The sequence below is a fragment of the Pedobacter ghigonis genome, assembly GCF_903166585.1.
GTDB lineage: Bacteria > Bacteroidota > Bacteroidia > Sphingobacteriales > Sphingobacteriaceae > Pedobacter > Pedobacter ghigonis.
Genome location: NZ_CAESCM010000024.1, coordinates 20,743 through 44,744, shown reverse-complemented (window position 1 = coordinate 44,744; position 24,002 = coordinate 20,743). Strand labels below are relative to the sequence as shown.

Below are 24,002 nucleotides of genomic sequence, written 5' to 3'. Positions count from 1 at the left end.
AAATGTTTTTTCAAGGTTGAAATAGAATCCCTATAATTGTTTATTATTTCAAATTAACATGATACAAAGAATACAATCGATATGGCTTTTCTTAGCCGCTTTAACCCTGATCTTAATGTTGTTTTTACCTATTGCCAGCAAAGAAATTGCCGGAACGGAATCAGCAGTATACACCAGCGGTTTATTTCAGATAATTGCCGGTAAAGCGGGTTCGCCATTCAAAATCATATCATTTCTACCTTTACTCATTACCAACATTGCCATCGCGATTATCTGTTTCGTTAATATCTTCAATTTCAGAAAGCGCAGTTTTCAAAAAAGGTTTGCCATTCTTTCGATTGTACTAATCGGAGGTTTTGCTTTGTGGTGCAGCATTTACGCCAAAAAATTACCCGGCGGAATTGAAGGCGCAAATTTTGGTATTGGTGCTTATTTGCCAGCCTTGGCTATTTTATTTATTGTATTGGCCATTTTTGGCATCAACAAAGATGAAAGACTGATCAGGTCGGCTGAGCGGTTGAGATAGCGCTTTATGATTCAAAGAATTCAAACAGTCTGGCTTTTGTTAGCTACTGTGTCCCTTACATTCATGTTTTTCTTTCCATTGGTAACCGGAAAGTTAAATGAACTTTCAGTGCCTTTGTTATATACTAAAGGTTATGCTTCAAGCTGGGATAATGGTGAGTTTATTTCTTACAGCATTACCCCTATTTATCCGTTATTCATTACCCACATTGCCATATCGATCATCTGTTTCGTTAACATCTTCAATTTCAGAAAGCGCAGTTTTCAAAAAAGGTTTGCCATTCTTTCGATTGTACTAATCGGAGGTTTTGCTTTGTGGTGCAGCATTTACGCCAAAAAATTACCTGGTGGTATTGAAGGAGCTGCTTTTGGTATTGGAGCCTATCTTCCGGCTATCGCGATCTTATTTATTGTACTGGCCATTTTCGGGATTAATAAAGATGAAAGACTGATCAGATCGGCAGAAAGGCTGCGATAGCAGCTGTTGGCGTTTCATCAAAAAAATCAAATCGCAAGGCCCATTCCCGATGTCGATTTAAAGCCCTGCCACCGCACATTTTCCATCATCCGTCATCCATCCTCCATTACTTCCTTATTTCCAAATATTTAGCTTTAAAAACTATTTACTTGATTACCTGTAAAATACGAAATATTAACCGTACCTTTGCGGCTCAATTAAAAAATAAAAGACGAATGACAAACCCATTTCAATTATTGGGGATAAGTGATGACGTCGTTAATGCCGTAAAGGACCTTGGATTCGAAAATCCAACGCCGATTCAGGAGCAAAGTATTCCTGTACTGTTAGAAGGCACTAATGATTTTGTTGGTTTGGCCCAAACAGGAACAGGAAAAACAGCCGCATTTGGTTTGCCGCTGTTAGAACTAATCGATTTTAAAGTAAATAAACCACAGGCATTGATTTTATGCCCTACCCGTGAGTTATGTTTACAGATCGCTAACGACCTTAAAAACTTTTCTAAAAACGTTGCTAATGCCCACGTTGTCGCCGTTTACGGTGGTGCGAACATTATGCAACAACTACGCGAAATACGCCAAGGCGTTCAAATCGTAGTGGCCACGCCCGGCCGTATGTTGGATATCATTGGCCGTAAAGCCATTGATTTTTCAAACGTTAAATATGTTGTGCTTGATGAAGCTGACGAGATGTTGAACATGGGTTTCCAGGACGATATCAACGACATTTTATCAACTACTCCTGATGACAAAAAAACCTGGTTATTCTCGGCTACTATGCCTTCAGAAGTTCGCCGTATAGCTAAAAACTATATGGATAACCCTGTAGAATTAACCATGGGCACAAAAAATACTGGTAACGTAAACATCGAACACGAATATTATATTGTTCGTGCCCGCGATAAATATGCTGCCTTAAAACGTATTGTAGATTTTAACCCTGATATTTTCGGTGTTGTTTTCTGTAAAACGAAATTAGATACCCAGGATATTGCTGAGCATTTAATTAAAGACGGTTACAATGCTGATGCTTTACACGGCGATTTATCGCAACAACAACGTGATAAAGTAATGCAACGTTTCCGCGAGCGTAATATGCAGTTGTTAATTGCTACTGATGTTGCTGCACGTGGTATCGACGTTAACAATGTAACACACGTAGTTAACTATTCGTTACCTGATGAGATTGAAAGTTATACCCACCGTTCGGGCCGTACTGGCCGTGCTGGTAAAACCGGTATCTCGATCTGTATCATCAACTCTAAAGAACTGGGCAAAATCCGTCAGTTAGAGCGCATTATTGGTAAACAATTTACCAAAGCTGAGCTTCCTACAGGTTTTGACGTTTGCGAAAAACAATTGTTCTCTTTGGTACACAAAGTACACAATGTAGAGGTTAACAACGAACAGATTGATCAGTACATCCCACGTATTATGGATGAGTTTGCTGATTTAACCAAAGAAGAAGTAATTAAACGTTTTGCCTCTTTAGAGTTTAACCGTTTCTTAGATTACTATTCGAAAGCACCTGATTTAAATGCAGCTGTTGGAGATGAGCGTGGTGAAAGAGGTGAGCGTGGCGAAAGACGCGGACGTGGTAGTGAAGGTTACACCCGTTTATTTATCAACTTAGGTTCGGTAGATGAATTTACCCGTGGCGATATGTTATCATTTATCTGTAACAATGGTAAAATTGGTGGCAAAAGCGTTGGTAAGATTGATTTAAAAGGTGTTTTCTCTTTCTTTGAAGTAGAAGATGCTGTTGCCGACAAAGTTTTTGAAGGCTTTAAATCAGTTGAATTTAACGGTCGTCAGGTACGTATCGAGAAAAGTGGTGATGGTGGTCGTGGCGAAGGTGCAGGCGAAAGACGCGGTGGCGGTGAAAGACGTAGCGGTGGTTTCGGCGGCGAACGCAGAAGCGGCGGTGGCGGTGGTTACCGTGGCGGCGACAGAAGATCAGGCGGCGGTAGCGGAAGACGTGAAGGTGGAAACAGTGGTGGCGGTTTCAGAGATTTCTCTGGACGTAGCCGTGATGATAAAGGTGGCAACGCTGGTGGTGGACGCAGAGAAGGCGGAAACCGTGAAGGTGGTGAGCGCCGTAAAAAATGGTAAATCACTAAACCAAATATTTTTACAAGCCGTCCCGATTTTTCGGGGCGGCTTTTTTTTGCTCGAAAAACCTGTTTAACTTACCCCTTCCCAAGCAACCTGATTTTCTACCTAAACAAAATTGATTTATATTGCTTTCCTAAACTACGTTTATGAAGAAAACCTTTTTCCTCAGCATACTCATTCCAATACTCATTTCATGTAGTCCGGTAAAAAAAGTGTTAAATGTGGGGAGATTAAAACAATCTGAATTTAACGAAAAAATCGCTTTCAACTTCGAAACTGGCGTACCTATCATTGAAGTGAGTATTGCTGGTAAAAGCTATCATTTTTTGTTAGATACCGGAGCCCCAACAGCCATATCTCCGACTTTAGCACAAACATTAAACCTCAGTCCTGCAACAAGTTCCAAAAGTTCCGATTCGCAGGGGTATAAGAAAAAAGAAACTGTTGTAGTTATTCCTGAAATTAAAATTGGCAAACTGGTTTTCGAAAATACAGGAGCTTTGGTTATCGATATGCGCAGCGTTTTTCAAATGAAATGTTTAAATGTTGATGGCATTATTGGGGCAAACCAAATGGCCAATGCGATATGGCAGCTCGATTATGCCAATAAATTGATTTCAATAAGCGATAATATGGCTAACTTCAATACGGATGCCAGCACAAAGATTATAGATTTTTTACCTATAAAAATTCAAAAGACACCCCTAATCCCCGTTCAAATCGGCAACAAAACGAGCTACATAACATTCGATACCGGCTCGAACGGAAATTTAGATTTATCTCGGTTTAAATACTCGGACGTGATTAATAGTTTTAAGCAGGTAAATGCTACAGGAATTAGCGGAGTGGGTATTTATGGAGCCGCTAAACAGTCGACTACTACCTATGCAAAGGTTCCGGAAATAAATATCGGCACTTTGAGCTTAAAAGATCAGGTTATTTTATTCGCAGATGGCAAATCGAGCAACATTGGCAACGATTTTTTGCAGCACTACAAAGTCATCATCAATTGGCAAACCCATAAAATATACCTAACCGGCGAAAACCATTACAACCTTTCCAAATTAAACCGCTTTGGCATTGCGATTAGCTATTCGGGAAATAAAGCTTTTGTAAATGCAATTTTCGAAAATACCGACGCAGCTGTTTCAGGCATACAGGTTAATGATGAAATAGTACAAATTGATAATCATATCATTGCTGCTTTTACCGAAACAGATGCGTGTAATTTCACATTTAACAATATTCTAAAAGGAAAAGATGAGGCAAAAGTGACCATATTAAGGGCTGACAAAAGAATCGATTATAATTTAAAACGCTCCGTTTTGCTCGAATGAAATGGGTAATCTTTTAGAAATTTTACCTTCCACTGTACAGTGTCTCTTTATTTTAGATCAATCCTATTAATTGGAGTTGAATATCTTCCTTTTGAATGAAATTAACCATGTTTTTACATTCAATTCAGCCTGCAAAATATTATATTTAACGTTTATCAGTACAACCAAATATTATGCGCTATTTAAAGCTTTTTATTACTTTCTTCCTGTTAACAACAGGCTTCAATCTTTCTGCACAACAAACAATTTCAAACCAAAAAATGCAATGGTTTGCCGATGCCAAACTGGGTATTTTTATTCACTGGGGTATCTATTCAGTTAATGGAATTTCAGAATCGTGGTCTTTTTTTAACAACTACATCAACCACGATGCCTACATGAAACAGTTGAACGGTTTTAATGCTGCAAAATATCAGCCAACAGAATGGGTAAACCTGATTAAAGAAAGTGGAGCTAAATATGCCGTAATTACCACGAAACATCATGATGGTGTGGCGCTCTGGGACAGTAAAATGCCGAATGCCACCACCACGGTAAAACATAGTGCAGCCAAAAAAGATCTAATTACGCCATTTGTTGCCGATCTGAAAAAATCAGGATTAAAAACCGGTTTATATTTTTCATTACCAGATTGGAGTTATACGGATTATGATGGCTTTACCCGCGATAGAAAACGTTTCGATTATAAACAAGACCCTTCGCGCTTTAAAAAATTTCAAAACTATTTCCAGGGACAGTTAAATGAGCTTTCTAACCAATACAACCCGGATTTGGTGTGGTTCGATGGCGATTGGGAACATAGCGGTGAAGAATGGCAGGCCAAAAACATATTGGAAAACTTACGTAAAGTGAATCCAAATGTCATTATTAATTCGCGCTTAAACGGACATGGTGACTACGATACCCCCGAACAAGGCGTACCAGTAGTAAGACCCGCTTCGCCAGAATGGGAGCTTTGTTACACCATGAACGATTCGTGGGGATACCAGCCTTATGATAACCACTACAAATCGCCGAATATGATTATCCGTACCCTGGTTGATTGTATCAGTATGGGTGGGAATTTATTGCTCGATATCGGTCCAAAAGCCGACGGAACGATTGCTCCCGAACAAGTTAAAATTTTAAAAGGCCTGGGCCGCTGGACCCAAAAACATGCAGAGGCTATTTATGGCACACAGGCAGGCATCCCGGCTGGACATATTGTTGGTAAAACAACCTTATCTAAAAATAAAGATGTATTGTACCTATATCTCGATTACAAAACCAAAAACGGGATTTTACTTTCGGGTATAAAATCAAAAATAAACAAGATTGAAGTGGTTGGGAACAAAGCACAGCCATATACAATTAAATTAAATGAAACAGATTATCTTCTTAATTTTAAGGAAGCAGATTTTGACAGTGATGTAACCGTAGTAAAAGTATCGTTAAATGGCCCAATCCAGTTAGCTGAAGATAAACAGGAAACGCTTGCATTAGCAGACTTATATGCTGCTCCAAAACAGCGTGGCTTAACCAATTTAAACCTGAGCAAACTGGCTGCTAATTTAAATGCAGGTATAAATGTATTTCAAAATACCAGTTTACCTGTTGATGGTTTAGATTTTAATCCGGGAATTAATAATGCAGACCAAAAGATCAGCAACTGGGTAATTAAAAATGCCGAGGCGCTTTACAAAACCGGGAAAGGAATACCTGCAGGTCATTATCAAGGCAACACTGCCCTTTCTGCCGATAAACAGACGCTCTACCTTTTTGTAGAAGGAAAACCGACCGGCCCTGTTGCGATAAAAGGTTTAAAAAACACAATTAGCAGAATCAGGGTAGTTGGTGAAGGTACCATGCTGAATCATGAAATTTATAACAAACTGTACTGGAGCAAAATACCGGGTATTGTTTACATCCCGATACCCGAAGATAAATTAGATAACGAACTAACAGTGATTGCTGTACTTTTAGATGGGCCGATTGATTTATACCGCGAAAAAGTTGGGGCAATAGAAAGCAATCTGTAATTATTTAACAAATGTAAAATAGTTAGCGCACTTTACGTTTATCCTTAAATTGCATTACTTTCGCACATCATGCAGGCAAAATATATCTCATATCATGAAACCGGATCGTTTTCAAAACTGGTTTTAGATTATATTAACAACGAAGAACAGCTTAAAGCTTTTTACAGTTACCGCCCCGATATGGCGGGTTTAGCCAGTGCAATTGAGAATAGAATTTTTTTGGGTAACCGGACTACTTTAGTGCAGGTTTTACAAGATCAGTACCAACATTTACAGCCCAATAAATCGGTTACCAAAAATATAGAGCTTTTAGGTCTCGATAATACTTTTACCGTAACTACCGGTCACCAGTTAAACCTGTTTACCGGCCCGCTTTATTTCATTTACAAAATTGTAACCACTATAAATTTAGCCATCGAGCTGAAAATTGCACATCCTGACAAAAACTTTGTACCGGTTTACTGGATGGCGACAGAAGATCACGACTTTGATGAGATTAACCATGTGAGTGTTGATGAGAAAAACATCAGCTGGATACAACAAACCAATGGTGCAACAGGCAGGTTAAGCACTAAAACTGTGGCCGCAGCAGTAACTGCCTATAAAGGTTACCTGGGCATTTCGAGAAATGGAAAACGGATTGCCAAACTGGTTGAACAAGCCTACTTGCAACATGATAACCTGGCCGATGCCACCCGCTTTTTGGTGAATAACCTCTTCGAAAAATACGGATTGGTAATTGTAAATGCCGATGATGCACGCCTGAAGAAACAATTTGCGAATATCATTGCCGAAGACATAATACATCACAACAGTGCCCGGAATATTGATAACAGCTCCGAAAACCTCGAAAATTTAGGTTATAAAACCCAGGTGAACGGCCGCGATATTAATTTCTTTTATCTGAACGATAACCTGCGTGAACGTTTGATTTTTGAACAGGGCAAATATCAGGTAAACCATACCGATATCAGTTTTACTGAAGCTGAATTATTGGCCGAGATCGAATCGCACCCCGAAAGGTTTAGTCCGAATGTAGTGATGAGACCGATGTACCAGGAGGTAATTTTACCCAACATTGCCTACATTGGTGGTGGTGCGGAGGTAGCATACTGGATGCAGTTGAAAGCTAATTTCGATTATTATAAAGTTGATTTTCCGGTTCTATTGCTGCGCAATTCGGCCTTGCTGATTGATAAACGCAGTGCAGAAAATTTATATAAACTGGGTTTTTCTTTAGAAGATATTTTCCTTCCCGTTGAAGAGCTGAAAAACATTTGGGTAAAGCGGAATACAACTGCCGAGTTAAGTTTAGCCGACGAAACCAGGGCTATTAACAGCATTTTTGATCAGATTAAGCTAAACGCATACAAAATAGATAAAACTTTATCAGTTTCGACTGATACAGCAAAACAACGCACTAACCATTTGCTGGCCAACCTGGAAAAAAAACTATTCAGGGCCGAAAAACGCAAACACGAAATGGCCTTGCTGCAGATTGATAACGTTAAAAAAAGGCTTTTCCCGAATGGTACATTACAAGAACGCATTCTGAATATTGCCCCTATGTACGTTAACTACGGAGAAGATTTTCTATCCTCTTGTATTGAAAACTTTGAACCGCTGGGCGGCGATTTTACTGTGTTGTTACCTTAAGCTGAAAGCTAAAAGACTAAAGCTTAAAGCAAATTTTCTTGATTCTTGCTACCTGATACCAGATAATTTAAACAATGAACTTCATCACCTTTTCTGAAACCAAACTAAGAGCATTTACCCACAGCGTTTTTAAAAAAATGGGTTGTTCAGACGCACATGCCGAATTAGCTACCGATGTTTTGATCCGTTCAGATTTGCGTGGCATCGATTCGCATGGTGTTGCGCGCTTAAGCGGTTATGTTAGGCTTTGGGAAAAGAAACGGATTAATGCTACTCCTGATATTAAAATTGTGCACGAAACCCCAACAACGGCAACCATAGATGGTGATGCCGGTTTAGGTTTGGTAGTTGCACCTTTTGCCATGCAGGTAGCGATAGAAAAGGCCGAAAAATATGGCAGTGGCTGGGTATCAGTTAAAAATTCGAACCACTATGGCATTGCAGGCTACCATGCATTAATGGCAGTAGAAAAAGATATGATTGGCATTAGCATGACTAACGCCAGCCCGCTGGTTGCCCCCACCTATGCCAACGAACGTTTATTGGGTACCAACCCCATGTGTTATGCTTTCCCGGCAGGCAAATACCCGCCAGTTATTGTTGATATGGCCACCGCTGCTGCTGCTAATGGTAAACTTGAAATTGCACAAAGGGCTAACAAAAGTATTCCGGATGGCTGGGTGCAGGACAAAGCCGGCGAAAACTCAACCAACCCTAACGAACTAAAAAACGGTGGATCGCTTTTACCTTTGGGTAGTGATAAAGATCATGGCAGCCACAAAGGATATGGTTTGAGCGCAACAGTTGATATTTTATCAGCAGTGCTTTCAGGCGCAAATTACGGTCCCTGGGTGCCTCCCTTTGTTGCCTTTTTAGAACCCTCGGCCAACCCGGTTGGTGAAGGATTGGGTCACTTTTTAGGCGCGATGCGCGTAGATGGTTTCAGGCCAGCCGAAGACTTTAAAAACCATCTTGATAACTGGGTAGAACGCTTCAAAAGTGCAAAAACCATCGATCCTGATAAAAAAGTAATTATCCCTGGTGAGCCTGAACACGAATTTGAGCAGGAAAGGAAAATTAGCGGCATCCCATTGATTGATGTGGTGGTTAATGATCTGAATGAGCTGGCTGAAAAATTAGGAATTGAAGGACTGAAATAATTCATTCTTTGTTATTGAGTTACAAATTCAATCTTATAAACCAAATCCGTAGAGACGCTACGCTTAACTCTACGGACAGAAGGCCACAACCAACAAAGCTTTACAGCTTAAAAATAAAAAAGCCGCAAAACTAACCAGGTCTTGCGGCAACACGTATGATTATAACCCACCATACCAGGGCTGAGAATTATCTTTATTACTTCACCGTTAGTGTCTCTTTTAACTGAAGCTCGCGGCTCGATGATCCGATCATAACCCTGAAATCTCCAGGTTCTATAACCGTTTTCAAATTGGCATTTAGCATCTGCAACGTTTCTGGTGTAATTTTAAAGCCGATGGTTTTGCTTTCGCCTGCCTTAAGCTTAACACGTTCAAAGCCTTTGAGCTCTAATACAGGTCGCACTACACTCGCCAACATATCACGCAAATACAATTGTGCTACTTCTTCGCCATCTCTATCGCCAGTGTTTTTAAGCGTGAAGCTTACCGTAGTACTTTCATTTGCCTTAATTTCTTTCTTAGCCAAAGCAATATTACTGTATTCGAATGTGGTATAGCTTAAGCCATAGCCAAATGGAAACAGCGGTTCGCCACTTAAATTATTGTAATCGTCGCCCCTGCCTGTGGGCTTATGGTTGTAAACAAGCGGCAATTGTGCTTCATGAACGGGATACGTAATCGGAAGCCTGCCAGCAGGGTTGTAATCTCCGAATAAAGTCTCGGCTACAGCAGTTCCGCCTTCTTCGCCCGGGTACCATACATTTAAAATAGCCGAAGCATCGTTAATCCAGTTGCCCATAGTTATGGCACTGCCACCAACCAATAAAACCAATACTGGTTTGCCTGTTTTAGCCATTTCCTGAATTAATTGTTCCTGGTTGCCCGGTAAGCCAAGCATAGCCCGATCCAAAAACTCTCCTTCTTTTATACCCGCAGCCACTACAATAACATCGGCATTTTTAGCCATTGTTTTGGCTTCTTCCAATACCTTTTTTTCCTGATCCTCTACACCATAATTCCAGATTAACTTAATGTAGGCGTTACCTTTTGGCTCTTTAAACTCTACTTTAATGGGATAAGCTTTACCTGCTTCAAAATTAAAAGCTTCGGTAAGGGTATGGTAAGAAGCTTTGTTCCACTGGTCTATAATCAGCTTTCCATCCAGATACAAGCGATAACCATCGTTACCTGCTAAACCGATTTGGAAAGTGCCTGTTTTTAATGCCTTAATTTCTCCCTGCCACCGTACCGAGTAATTATCTGTTGCCAGTTTCTCGTTAGGCGAATAGAGTGTCCACATGAAATCGATTTGCTTATCGGTTCTCGTTAACATAGGGTTGCCGGAAAGGTCGGTTGTGTTAAAATATTCTCCAGTTAATCCTTTTCCGTTTTTCGAACTGAGGAATGTAGAATCGATTATGGTATATTTTCTATTTTCCCTGAAGCTCCCCTGGGCGTAATTTACCTTGGTTAAATTTCCTGCCCTGAATTTTATTCCATCTAAAATGCTGATTTTGCCCTGACCGGTTCCACTGTAGCCGCCTAAACGGGCTTCTACAGCATCCTGCCCCAATACCAGGATGTTTTTTGGTTGCTTTAGTGGCAATACATTTGGATTATTTTTGAGCAATACGAATGATTCTAAAGCTGATTTTTTAGCCAGTTCTTTAGCTGACAGATCTGTTAGCGATGCTTCTGCCTCCTTTTCTGAAACATAAGGATCCTCGAACAAACCCAGTTCGAACTTGCCCCTTAAAACCCTCGAAACGGCATCGTCAATACGTGCCTGTGCAATACTTCCATCTAAAAATGGTGGTTTAAAGAGTTTGTAGTGCTCATACTCTACCTGAAAAATAACATCCAATCCTCCGTTTAAAGCTTGCACTGTAGATTGCGCATAGTTTTTTGAAGTGTTATGCAATACATTGGCTCCTCCTACCGCACCAGCGTCAGAGATAACAAAGCCTTTAAAACCCCAATCGTGTTTCAAGGTCTTGGTCAAAAGCCAGTAATTCGAAGTTGCAGGTGTTCCGTCAACGCTGTTATAAGAAGTCATTACCGAACGGATACCTGCTTTTTTAACCCCTTCCTCAAAGGCCGGGAAGTGTATTTCTCTCAGAAACCTTTCAGTTTTTTGAATGGGGTAACTGTCTCTGCCACCATCGCCAACATTAGCGATAAGGTGCTTGGGCGTAACCACAACATTTTCCCTTTCGATGGCATTCATAAACGCCACGCCCATAACTTTGGTTAGGTATGGATCTTCACCATAAGTTTCCTCTACACGACCCCAGCGCACATCATCGGCCATGTTTATTACTGGTGCCAATACATCCCTTATACCCCTAACCTTGGCCTCGTGCGCAATTCTTTTGCCAATATTGGCCATGGTTAATGTATCAAACGTAGCGGCTAAGCCGATCGATTGTGGAAAGGCGGTGGCGTTTTTTCGAACCAAACCATGCAAAGCTTCATCAAATACTAACATTGGGATACCGAGCCGGGTATTGTTAACCAAGTAACGTTGTAACTGGTTAACCTTTTTAGCAAGGGTAAAAGCGTTCTCGGTGGTATTGTAGCTTAGCAATTGCTGAGCCTCGCCTGCCCCGCCCGATTGCGCACTAATCTGCAAGCCAAAAATTCCGTTTTTATAGTGGCCTTTTGCTATTCCATCAACATCACCCGGCACCATAAATAACTGCCAGAATTTTTCTTCCGGTGTCATTCTCGATACGAGATCTTTCACCCTTAAATCGATGCTGAGTTTTGGGTTTTTATAGGGCAAAACGGTTGTTTTGTCTTGCGCACAAACACCTGCCGAGAGTAATAATGCCGAAAGTAAAAAGGTATTTCTTTTAAGGTTAAACATCACTATTCGGTTTCGGGTGTAAATGAAAAAGCCAAGGCAATTTTTTCGTCTGTTTTCGGAAAGTCGAAATGTACTTTGCCGTCAACCAGTTTCCATTTTATTTTTTGGTTATTGCTAACAAGTGTAATGGCTGTTCCTTTTTTAGGAATACTGCCTTTCCACGAAATTTCTTTAACGGGATTATTACCCAATAAACTGATGCCATAAACAGTTTTACCATCTTTACTCTGGGTAAACCAGTTTTGCCCATCATGATAGTTTTTGGTTATCCTTGTACCATATATTGCGGCACCATTTTTTGCGGTCCACTGCCCTACTTCCCCTAATCTGGCGATTACGTTATCAGGCAAAGTTCCATCGGCTTTGGGACCAATACCCAAAAGCAAACTGCCACCTTTGGCCACAATTTCTACCAGTTTATGTACTACTTCGCGCGCAGGCTTATACCTGTCGTTCGCCACAAAACCCCATGCACCACCTAATGTCATGCAGCTCTCCCATGGATAATCTAATCGTGTTTCGGGAATTTTCTGTTCTGGTGTCTGGTAATTTTCGAACTGACCATGTACGGTACGATCTACTACAATTAATCCCGGCTGTGCTTTTCTGGCATCGGCCGCAATTTTAGGCATATCTATGTCCTGGCTCCAATCTGGAATGGGTGCTCCCCACGAAAGGACTTCTTTGTTTACACTTGCGCGTGGACGTACCCAACCACCATCGAGCCACAAAATATCGATACTTCCATAATTATTCATTAATTCGCCAATCTGGTTCTGGGTAAAGCTTTTAAACTTATTCCAGCGCCATGGGTTCTTTCTAATGTCGTAATTGTTGTTTCTGTTGGCTGTGGCATATTTATCCCACCAATAATATTGAGAGTGCCAGTCGGGCTTAGAAAAATAAGCGCCAATCATAAAATTTTCCTTGCGGAACGCATCAAATACATATTTGGCCACATCCTTTTTAGGATTATTGGCAAAAGGGCCTTTGGCAATGCTAAAATCCGATTCTTTGGTATCGAACATGGCAAAACCATCGTGGTGCTTGGTGGTAAATACCAGATATTTCATGCCCGCACTTTTACCAGCTTTGGCCCATTGTTCGGGGTTAAATTTTGTTGGATTAAACTTTTCGCTAAAACCCCAATACCATTTTTTATAATCTTCGTATTTAATGGTACTATCTCTATCTATCCAATCCTCAGAGCAGATCGACCACGATTCGATAATGCCGGGTACAGCATAAAGTCCCCAGTGAATGATCATGCCAAATTTTTTATCCTGCCAGGATTCTAGTTTTTGTTTAACTGCAGCATCTTTAGGCCATTCGTAAATTTCCGATTGTGGCATAATATCGTTCTGCTGGGCAGAGACGTTAAGTGCAATAAGAGCAAAACAGAAGAGGAAGTAATTTTTTATTTTCATTTGTGTATTATTTGTTTTTCGACGGCGATGAAACCATCATTAAGTATAAAAATCCCGGCCAAATTATTGGCCGGGACATTTTATTAATCAAATTGTTGATTGATTAAGGCATCCAGTAAACTTTCTTTTGGATCTGAACCTCAGGTCCCACGTTACCACCAATTGCCGATAAATTCGCTGCATTATTTGTTTTTTCATCGTCAGGGTATGGCAATCTATTGTAATTTGTAGGCGTATAACTTGCATCTTTAGGAGTTAATCCGGTACGTCTAACGGTACACCAGGTTTCTACAGCATTAAACATACTTGCCAGCCATGATTGGGTAATTATCTTTTTATAATTTCCAGCCACATCACCAGGGGTAAACTTCACTGCCGCATTATTGGTAAATACATCAATTTGAGCTTGTGTTATTGGACCAGGTTTAGCTGCAGTTGGCCAGATAGATGTGGTATTGCTATTTACAGTAGTATACCAAAAATTAACCGAAGCCCGCATGCCTAAATTGTACTCTGTTTCTGCCAAAGCCTGATTTGCTGCAACACCAATACCTTGATTATAAGCTTCGGCCTTTAAAAAATGTACATCGGCCTCCGAAATGATTACATAAGGAAAGCTCTGATAATCGCGAACCAGGTAATAGTTAAATGAAGCAAATTTATTGTCAGGATCGGTACCTTGAGCCATTGGAGCATTGGTTGATGTATTTGGATATGGCGTGCCACCATCAGCAACAGTTCCATTTTGTGGCTGAGGAACCCATTTACCTGCATTATTAGGCATAAACCACACTTTATAACGCGGATCGTAGAAACCTGAACCATCATCAGCATTCGTTGACGACATTTTAGCAAATACGTTAGAACTCATCCTGATATTGGAAACTGAAAGTTCACGGAATGCATACCAAAAGCGATCGCCATAATCCGGACTATTTGGTACTACAACCAATGGGTAGCTACCAAAATTACTTTTATATAAAGCAGTAAGGTCCTGATCATTAGGCAATGGATAGGTTGATGGGTTACCCAGAATTTCAACAATGATTTCTTTAGCTTTGGTTTGCAAATTTGTTTTACTTAAACGAACTGCATAGCGCAACCGAAGTGCATTGCCGAATTTTTTCCAGGCCACAAAATCATTCGCAAGAAAAGACTCATAAGTACCAATCGAACTCTGATTTGAACCGCCTATTCCTGAAGTTGCAGCCTTTAAATCGTCTAAAACACTGCTGTAAACAGACTCCTCCTTATCGTATTGTGGCTTATAATTCGCTGCACCTTCAGTAGCAATACCAGCCTGGCTATATGGTATATCGCCGTAACGATCTAACATCGACAAAGTTTTTTGGGCCATTAAAATGTTGGCCATATACTTTACATCGTTATATACACCCGGATTTGGAGATGAACTGATTAGCTTTAACAGTTGCTTATAATCTGCCAAATCAGCATAATATGTACTCCAAAAAGAAGTAATATAGTTGGTATATGGCAAGTTTCGGTTTTGAACCCCTTGCTGGTTTGTAATTGGCATAAACAAACCAGTATATAGCGTATAATCTTCTTGTGTTGCACGTTTGGCCAGGTTATTAAAAAAGCCTGCAGGAGTTGCCGTAGAAACAGTTGCATCTTTATATGGCTTATTTAATTCTTCGAAACCCTTTTTACACGATACCATACCAGCCATTAGCGATATGCCAAGTACCGTGTGGATTATTTTATGTTGAATTTTCATGTCTTAATGTTTTAAATTATTAAAATGAAGAACGTATCGTGAAACCAAACGATCTTGTTTTTGGTAGTGAATCGTATTCAATTCCCTGCATATTACCTATACTATTTACTCCTTCCGGATTTAATCCTTTAGGTATAGTGGTAAAAATATAGAAGAGATCTCTTCCAACTAATGAAAGCGACAGGTTTTGAATGAATTTGGTTTTTTGAATGAATTTTGCCGGAATCTGGTAAGTTAAGGCCACCTCCCGTAATTTCATCCATGAGTTCTTAAATACTGATGCAGAACGCGGTGTACCAATGTGGTTCCAGGCAGAAAAAGTACCTTGATAGTACCACTGATAGTTTACAACATCATTATTTGGAGTGGCATTTGTAACATTCCCCTGCGCATCGCGGGTTACGAAAACACCGCCAAAATTAACTCCGGTATTTGCCGTAGTTCCATCGGGATAAACCAAAGGCAAACCACCACCATTACGTTCCTTTAAGGTTTCTACTAAGTTACCACTACCCATACCAGCAGCGTAAGAGCCAAAAAAGGTATCGCCTCCAATTTTTGCATCAGCCAAAACATATAATGAAAATGCTTTATACTTAAAGGTGTTGGTAATACCTCCTGTTAAAAATGGCTGAGAATTTCCAATCGGCACTTCACCAGCTGTTTTTACCCATTGAGTACCAGCGTAATATGTTTTTCCGTTAACCGTATATTGCATTGGCTGTCCATCTGTTCCTTCAGCGCGCATTACTACTTTTTCGCCGTTGTAATAGGTAAAATCCCTGCCATAAAGCGTTCCATAATAATCGCCAACTGTAACGCGCTGAGAAATACCATTACCACCGAAAAAGTTACCCAATGTTAAAGTATTTACACCATCTTGTAAAGCTAAGACTTTGGTTCTTGCGTGTGCACCGCTAACCGATACATCCCAGCTAAAATCCTTAGTTTTAATTGGAGATCCACTAACGATGAACTCAAAACCGGTATTACCCAATGAGCCTGTATTAATTTTAACATTGCTAAAACCAGACGATAAAGCTAATGGGTTATCTAAAATCTGGTTAAAGGTTTTCATCGAATATGCAGTCAAATCTATGTTCAACCTGTTTTTAAAGAATCCTAATGAAACACCACCTTCGTAAGATCTGCTTCGTTGAGGCTGTACACCTTCAAATTTTAATGTTCCAGGTAAACTCTGTGCCTGCTGACCATTATTTGTAGAAACATCCAAAACATTAAAAATGGTATAAGGATCGGTATCGGAACCTGTTTCTGCATAAGAAAATTTCAGTTTACCAAAGCTTAACCAAGGCAAACTGTTTTGTACAGCTTTAATTCCATCGGTAAAAACGTAGCTTAGGTTAGCAGCAGGGTAAAAATAAGAATTTGAACCATTTGCCAGTGTACTCGACCAGTCGTTACGCGCTGTAGCTTCCAAGAACAAATAGTTTTTATAAGAAAGGTTTAAGAAACTATAGGCTGAATTGATCTTTTTAGCGTATTTAGTTTCTTGTGGTTGAGGAACCGGGTTTGCACCATTATTTAAAGCAAATACATACGGTTTAACAAAATTACCAGCTGTCGAATTACTTGAGGTATAATCATTTCTGTAGTATCTTTCTACACCCGCAGTTAAGCTGGCATTAATTTCCTTATTAAAAAGATTGTCTTTATGCAAACGTGCAAAAGCTTGTAAATTGGTTGATAAATTTTTTGCCTGTGCCAATTTGTAAGCACCATTAGCTTGCCCCAATATATCAGTAGGTTGGTTCTTTACAGTAGTAACATCATTCGAGTTATCTACACCACCCTGGGCAGTAACGTTCAAGAAATCGGTTAAATCTGCCATTAATTTCATTCCGCCGGTTAAGCCATTTCTATTAAAGACTGTATTGTTATTAAAAGCATTCCAATATTGATTACCCAAATAACCACCGCTAAAAGGATAAGCTGGCGATCCTGCAGGAAAGTTACTTTGGGTAAGTACATCTTTACGTGTGTTGTTTGGACCATATGTATTATCAAAATCTACATAAGGATTATAGTCTCGCGGCATAGAATAAATTACACCTCCCAAATAGCCCGCACCTACTGAAGGAGCATTTAAACGTGTGAAATTTACATAGCTTGCAGTAACCTCTGCACTTAATTTTTTAGAAACTTTTAATGTAGAACCCAGATTAAAAGTGTTAGACTGCATATTACTATTCAGGATATTGGCTTTAGTGTCATTTCTGGTATAGGAAAGTCTACCTGTAGCATTTTCACTTCCTCCCGAAATAGCCACATTGTGAGTCACCACAGAACCATCAGGAAAAAATGCTTTCCAGTTATCTGGCTGTGCAGAATAAGGTCTTAACACACCATCGTAATTTAAGATGGGCTGATTATCAAATCTTGGTCCCCACGATTGACTACCAGGGTAACTGAAATAAGCATCTGTTAATTTACCATTAGGATAAGGAACGGTACCAAAAGAATTACTTAAATAGGTTCCTGTAGGATTATAGCTGTTTCCAATCTGATAACGTTGGCCAGCAGCATTGGTAGGAAACATTTTATTATTATCGGCAGTTAGCATCGAGGCCACACCACCTTGACCATACTCATTCTGGAAATTTTGTATTTCGTATGGATTGGTATGGCGGTAGGAGTAATTGTAATCAATCCCCAAACCTGGTCTGTTGCTTCCTTTTTTACGCGTAATTAAAATAACACCGTTACCACCCCTTGCACCATATAATGCAGCTGCAGCCGGTCCTTTCAATACCGTAATATTTTCAATGTCATCCTGATTGATAAAGTTCATTCCGGTACCCCAGTCATTATTTGAGGAAACGTCGGCACCGGTACTTCCAGCAACTGATGACCCACTATTACCGTTAACATTGGCTGGATCGTTGTTAACTGCAACTCCGTCTACAATAATCAAAGCACGGTTATCTCCGGTTAATGAAGTATTACCACGAACAACAATTCTTGATGATCCACCTTCAACACCACCACCCGATTGCGAGATTTGCAAACCGGCTACTTTACCCATTAAACCCTGGGCTATAGTGGGTGCCTGGCCAATAGTTAAGTCTTTACCTGCTACCTCTTGAGTAGAATAACCTATGGCTCTCTTTTCTTTTTTAATACCGAAAGCGGTTGTCACCTGAACTTCATCCAGACTGTTTGACGAAGATTCGAGTCGGACGTTGATTGTTGAAGATGCCCCTACGGTAACTTCTTTTGAAATATAGCCAACAGACCTGAAAACCAGGATATTTCCTTCTGTTGCTGCAATAGAATATTTACCACCAGCATCGGTCTGCGTGGCTTTTGTGGTGCCCTTAATTGTTACACTTACACCTGGCATTGGACCAGATGCTTCCACTACCGTCCCGGTAATGGTTTTTTGTGCAAAAGCAGTTATTGCTAAAAAATTCAACAATAAGATACTTAGGCACGCTAAGTACATTTTTTTCATAATGGTTTGGTTTAGATTTAGTTAATGTGGTTCGTAACTTGGTTTGGTAATCTTTTTATTTCCTCATATATCTCTGTTTTTAGTTAAAAATATTTTCCCTTTATTTTGCAAGGTTTTAATTACTCGAATAGGCTATTTTCAACCATTAAGCTGGCAGCGGCTAATAATTCAGCTTCATTGGTTAATGTAGAAAACTTAATATCAGTTTGTTCTGCAATACGGGGGATACAAAACTCGTTCAATGCCTGTTGTATTGGTGGAAGCAACATTTTTCCAGCCTTGGCACCCTGCCCACTTAAAACAATCCGCTCAGGATTCAAAATATGAATCAGCGTAGCCAACCCTTTACCGATCTGAAATGCAGCATCGGCCAAAATAGAAATAGCAACAGGATCTTGCTTTATAACCGCATGTAAAAAATGATCAACATGGCTCTTACTTTCATCCTTAAACAAGGCCTTTAAGCTTGTTTCTTCACCATTTTTAACCGCCTCTTCTGCTTTTTGCACCATTACTAAAAGAGATGTTTCTACTTCGAGGCAGCCCCGTTTACCGCAAGAGCACAAAGCATTTGAATCAGATAAAGGAATATGACTAAACTCCCCGGCATAGCCACTGCTACCCCTGTATAATTTGCCATTGATAATTAAACCCAAACCTGTACCTAAGCCAATATTAACTACCAGTACATCTTTTAGGTTTCTTGCTTCACCAAAATTTAACTCTGCCAAAGCGATCAAACTCGAATCGTTGTCGATATAAACGGGTAAGTCTATTTTTTTTGACAGGTAATCTTGCAAACTGATACCGTCTTCGATCTGCATAAAGGAATAGTTTACCCCGCGTTCTGTATTAACAAAACCCGGCATCCCTATGCCAACACCTAACAAATACTCTTTCTTAATACCCGATTTTGCTATACAATCTTCAATAAAAGCAATTAACCCTTCAACACTTTTACCTTCAGCCATATCTAAATCGATAGTCTGAGTAGGCAAAACCTGATGGTTTGACAAATCATATATGGTTAACTGGGTGGTTAACTGATCCATGGCTACAGCGATGATGTACCTTTTATAATTGGGGTTCAATAAAAAATTCAATGCGCGACGACCTCCTGTTGAAGGGGCTAATCCTTGCTCGATAATTAAACCATCTTCTATTAAAGCATTAACGGTTGATGTTATTAAGGGCAAGCTTTTCTTTGTGCGTTTACTTAAATCAGTTAGGGACGATTTTTTTTTATAGTAAAGCAGCTTAATGATGTCGGCTCGTAACTTCTGGGCTTTCTTAATTGTTGCTGACATTTTTCGTTTGGTTTATATAAATATATAAAAAAAACAAAAGAAATCAAATCTTTTTAAAAAAATTAAAAAGATTTGATTTAACAGTATATTCGACGATATACTTTATAAATAAATTAGTCCGAAGTGAATTTGTAGTTTTTAAATTCGATGTAGAAATGAAGTTAGGGGTGGTAAGTAGTAATTTTGTTTTTACTCAACCCTATCATTGTGTTTTTTTATTTTCTAAGACGTCAAGATTTTTATACTCATCTCCTTCCTCATATTTTAGAAACACAAGCAGCATGGTCAACATTTCATCTGTAGATTTCATATCGTTCGCAGAAAACACCATTTTTGGAGGATTATTTGGATTATTTGGATTTTCCTTTGTGTTATCATAAGTTCCCTCTATGGTGAGTACCGATCCTTTGGGAACTTTAATTAACTTATTAAAACGATAAATTTCTTGCCACCTAAAATCCCAGGACGGGATAGATACCAGCTTAATAGTATCACCTGCGGCTGTAACAGCATAAGATTTAAAGCTCTTGCCTAACAAATGCATGTGAGGCCAGATATACAAGAGAGATTGATCTTGAGGAGTTAAAATTTTAAGATTAAACTTTTTCACCGAATCAGCCTGTATCATAAAATAAGGGTCAATAGAACTTTCTCCAACCCCTCCCGAACCTAAACTCACCACATTTACTATTCGTTTAATTGGCGTTTCTTTAAAAAACAGATTTATGCCCGATATATCTTCTTCATCTTTAGCAAGTGGCGCATAATGAATCGTTAGTAATACAACCCCTCTTTTGGGCATCACCCACCCTAAATCGGCAGGATAAGACTCAAAGGAAGTTCCAGGGATCCAACCGCCATAATAGGTCATTTCTTTCTTAAATGGCAGATACTGATCATAATTAACCCTGGAATCGTCTGTTAAATTCACAAAATCTGCAGCCTTATCAATATTTATATCATTTGCTACCGGATGAATGGCAAAGTTAGCATGATGAATAACTTTCTTATTTGTAGAAACAAATTCCATTGCTGCGACATTTTTTGAAGTAGCCATTTCGAATGGGATTTTAAATACGATAAACCTTTCTTCGTTATCTCCTTTAACAACAAATGCTTTTTTAACTTTCAGTGTGATATCAGGTTTCCTGGTATATTGAGTTCCCAAAATAAAGTTATCGGCTTCTGGTTCTTTATGTTTGTTTACTCCCTCTGGTGCGCTGTTATCAATCCAGCTAATAATCGTTTTCTTTTCCAGCGGCGTTAAAGACCTGTCGTTTGCAAACAGCCGGTAATGGTTATCAGGTTTCCATGGCGGCATAAATCCTGTTTGCACTACATCTTTGATGAAAGAAACCCTTTTGGCCACATCGGCATAAGTGAGAAGCGAAAAAGGGCCTGCTTCGCCTGGTCGGTGACATGGCGCACATTTATTCCGGATGATAGGGGCGATATGATCGTAATAAGTAATTTTCTGACCAAAAGTAGCCTTGAAGAAACAGCAAAATACGATTAGAACAACGAATTTATTAAGCATATTAAAGGTCATTAATAAGACAGCCAACTGGTACAGTTTGCATAAATGTGGAATTTGAGATATTGATAGCTTTTATGGCATCGTCCAGATAATGCTCCGTAATAATCTTTCGCTTTATACCCAATTTTGCCTGCCAGTTATCAATTAGCCCTCTATACTTGACATCCCCCTTCTGACCTATCAAAATTGCTTCAGGGGTAACTGTTGCATTAAGGGTACTGGTCAGCAATTTATTTTTATCTAAATAAATATCAAACAAGGCATCATAATTTTTAGCAAACAAATTAATCTCATCAATGGTATAACTTTTACCAGGTATAATTCCAACGATATTAATTGTGGGGTATCGCTTAGCCATTGTATTTAATACCGGCATATAGTTTTTACAAAGCGGGCATTCTGGTGATAAAAAAACAAAAGCTGTACTTTTCTTTATTTCTAATACTTTTTTTTTATTCTTAACATTAATAAGCCCACTCCTATTTATTTGCTCCCAAAGCAGTTTATTAGGTAGCCTACCCTGGCTAAATACCTGGCCAAATGAAAAAAGAATTAGCCATACAATGCTTGTTATCAATCTCATAATACAAAAAGAACTCCTAATCTGGATTAGGAGTTCTGCTAATTTAAATAAAGTTTTATTATTTCTTATCCCACCATACTCTGCCTAAGATATCACTTGGCCCCTGACCAAAATCAGGATCAGCCTGCATTACTTTATACGCAGCAACGATGTTTTGATAGTTTAAATTTGTTACAGAAGGAAAAGCTAAGCTTGCTCTTCTTGGAATTACCTGTTCTGTTCCACTCGCAATAATTTTTTCGAGTTTTAAAACTGTTGTAGAATTTGGCATTCCAGTTCTTTTGTATAGTGCCCAGGCTTCGTTAGGTTGCTTAAAAAAGTTTAAGTATGCCTGACCTATAATTTGATCTAGCGCTCTGGTTGCATCAAATTTAACATCTGCTTTAGCTGTATAAGCTGCAATTTCGGCAGGAGTCGAAGCAACATAACTTAAAACTCCGCTTCTATCTACAATCTGAGCTTTATTAGCCAGGTCATCATAAAAAGCAATTGAAGCATTTACTCCTTTATTGTACCAATCTTCTGCCGATTCTGTTGTTACAGATCTGGCGGCTAATTCAGCTCTCATGAAACAAACATCAGCATAGGTAATTAAAGGAAAAGCATTTATGCCCTTTCCGCCATTCTCGCCAGCAGCAAATAAGCGTGGCTGAATAAGCGATAATGAATCCATGGTCTGATTAACAGTTTGTCCTGTAGAGTTTACCACAGAAATGGTAATATTATTAAAGAAATTTGCAAACGCAGGAGCGGCTGAAACATCAGGACTGGTTGGTACACCATAAAATCTCCTGGTATCAAAAGTAGCCGAGGCAGCAATTTTATTTTGAGCTTTTGCCGCATCAAAATTAGCCTGTGTAAACGTATTTTGCTGATAAAAAAATCTGATCCTCGGATCGCCGTTGGAGTACATAAAATCTACAACTGGTTTTGGGGCCCGTAAACCTGCAGCCGACCAATCTCCGCCATCAGCATAAGTAGCATTGGCTTTGAAAACCCAGCTATCTGTTGCACTGTTAATCAAGCCACCAGGTGCTGCTAAAATTTCAAGAACCTTAGTTTTCATTTTTGCAGCATCTCTTTTCATTAAACGCATAGCGATACGTAAACGGGTTGAGTTGGCAACTTTTATCCAGTTAGCAACATTACCCTGAAAAAATAAATCGTTTGCACCTAAAGAAGCCTGTGCAGTTGCCTGCGTAGTACCCAAAGTTGTTGCCGATTTTTTTAGTTGTGCATCCAATAGCTCAAACAAAGCTTCTTGCGTATCGTACTTTGGTGTTTCTGTACCTCCATATCTTACCATAAACGCATCGGTATAAGGCAAACTTCCACTTACATCCGATACATAAAATGCATAGTAGGCTTTAACGATATGTGCTATTTCAATTTCGTAAATTCTTTGCGCCTGCTCTTCTGCTGACATTTTCTTTACTAATTCTTCCATATCGGTTAAATTTCCACCAACTTTAGGATAGAAATTATTGTATCTCACATTTCTGAAACTGGCAGCATCAGAAATGAAGGTTACGCTATTACCATTTAAAGCTGTCAACATTTGCATCCATGGCATGATTGCCCTGAAATTATCGTAGTAAGCTTCAAAACGATCTCCATGCATATTGATAACCGAATTCATAAACTGCTGCTCCGGCGTTATTTTATCAACAATAGAAGGATCGGTATTTAATTGAACAAACTGATCTTTCTTACATGATGATATGGTAATTCCTATTAATGCTGCAAGCATTAGAATTATATTACTTGTCTTTTTCATT

Annotated in this window: 15 protein-coding genes; 7 read left to right on the top strand and 8 right to left on the bottom strand. The window is 39.4% G+C overall.

The features are described 5' to 3' along the window. Nucleotides 1-58 precede the first annotated feature (58 nt). From HWV58_RS23455 to HWV58_RS23425, 7 genes are all read left to right on the top strand, one after another. On the top strand, nt 59-526 hold the full coding sequence (locus tag HWV58_RS23455) for a DUF4293 domain-containing protein (protein WP_175636445.1): 468 nt from the start codon (nt 59-61) through the stop codon (nt 524-526). A 6-nt stretch (nt 527-532) separates the two neighbouring features. After that, a complete protein-coding gene (locus tag HWV58_RS23450; RefSeq protein WP_262890338.1) occupies nt 533-1,003 on the top strand; it encodes a DUF4293 domain-containing protein in 471 nt (156 codons plus the stop codon). 215 nt (nt 1,004-1,218) lie between these two features. After that, the gene (locus HWV58_RS23445; protein ID WP_175636443.1) at nt 1,219-3,114 is read left to right on the top strand and encodes a DEAD/DEAH box helicase; all 1,896 of its coding nucleotides are present in this window, start codon (nt 1,219-1,221) and stop codon (nt 3,112-3,114) included. Nucleotides 3,115-3,263: 149 nt separating this feature from the next. After that, nucleotides 3,264-4,454, top strand: coding sequence for an aspartyl protease family protein (locus HWV58_RS23440; RefSeq protein WP_175636442.1), 1,191 nt, complete (start codon nt 3,264-3,266; stop codon nt 4,452-4,454). A gap of 173 nt (nt 4,455-4,627) precedes the next feature. Then, nucleotides 4,628-6,472 (top strand): alpha-L-fucosidase, encoded by a 1,845-nt coding sequence (locus tag HWV58_RS23435; RefSeq protein WP_175636441.1) that lies wholly within the window; start codon nt 4,628-4,630, stop codon nt 6,470-6,472. A gap of 69 nt (nt 6,473-6,541) precedes the next feature. Continuing rightward, entirely contained in the window at nt 6,542-8,128 is a 1,587-nt protein-coding gene (gene bshC / locus HWV58_RS23430) for a bacillithiol biosynthesis cysteine-adding enzyme BshC (RefSeq protein WP_175636440.1), read from the top strand. A 74-nt stretch (nt 8,129-8,202) separates the two neighbouring features. Then, nucleotides 8,203-9,288: an Ldh family oxidoreductase gene (locus HWV58_RS23425; RefSeq protein WP_175636439.1), complete on the top strand. Its 1,086-nt coding sequence runs from the start codon at nt 8,203-8,205 to the stop codon at nt 9,286-9,288. Between the two features lie 196 nt (nt 9,289-9,484). Here HWV58_RS23425 and HWV58_RS23420 read toward each other — a convergent pair whose 3' ends face one another. From HWV58_RS23420 to HWV58_RS23385, 8 genes are all read right to left on the bottom strand, one after another. After that, nucleotides 9,485-12,157 carry a glycoside hydrolase family 3 N-terminal domain-containing protein gene (locus HWV58_RS23420; RefSeq protein WP_175636438.1) on the bottom strand — a complete coding sequence of 891 codons (2,673 nt, stop codon included), beginning with the start codon at nt 12,155-12,157 and terminating at the stop codon, nt 9,485-9,487. A gap of 2 nt (nt 12,158-12,159) precedes the next feature. Next, on the bottom strand, nt 12,160-13,584 hold the full coding sequence (locus tag HWV58_RS23415) for an alpha-L-fucosidase (protein ID WP_175636437.1): 1,425 nt from the start codon (nt 13,582-13,584) through the stop codon (nt 12,160-12,162). A gap of 103 nt (nt 13,585-13,687) precedes the next feature. Further along, nucleotides 13,688-15,322 (bottom strand): SusD/RagB family nutrient-binding outer membrane lipoprotein, encoded by a 1,635-nt coding sequence (locus HWV58_RS23410; protein ID WP_175636436.1) that lies wholly within the window; start codon nt 15,320-15,322, stop codon nt 13,688-13,690. A gap of 19 nt (nt 15,323-15,341) precedes the next feature. Beyond that, a complete protein-coding gene (locus HWV58_RS23405; RefSeq protein WP_175636435.1) occupies nt 15,342-18,797 on the bottom strand; it encodes a SusC/RagA family TonB-linked outer membrane protein in 3,456 nt (1,151 codons plus the stop codon). Between the two features lie 119 nt (nt 18,798-18,916). Continuing rightward, entirely contained in the window at nt 18,917-20,104 is a 1,188-nt protein-coding gene (locus HWV58_RS23400) for an ROK family protein (RefSeq protein WP_175636434.1), read from the bottom strand. Between the two features lie 202 nt (nt 20,105-20,306). Next, nucleotides 20,307-21,641 (bottom strand): cytochrome c, encoded by a 1,335-nt coding sequence (locus HWV58_RS23395; protein WP_175636433.1) that lies wholly within the window; start codon nt 21,639-21,641, stop codon nt 20,307-20,309. A gap of 1 nt (nt 21,642) precedes the next feature. Beyond that, nucleotides 21,643-22,224, bottom strand: coding sequence for a redoxin domain-containing protein (locus tag HWV58_RS23390; protein ID WP_175636432.1), 582 nt, complete (start codon nt 22,222-22,224; stop codon nt 21,643-21,645). Between the two features lie 58 nt (nt 22,225-22,282). Continuing rightward, complete coding sequence (locus HWV58_RS23385) at nt 22,283-23,974, bottom strand: SusD/RagB family nutrient-binding outer membrane lipoprotein (protein ID WP_175636431.1); 1,692 nt, start codon at nt 23,972-23,974, stop codon at nt 22,283-22,285. Between the last annotated feature and the right edge of the window lie 28 nt (nt 23,975-24,002).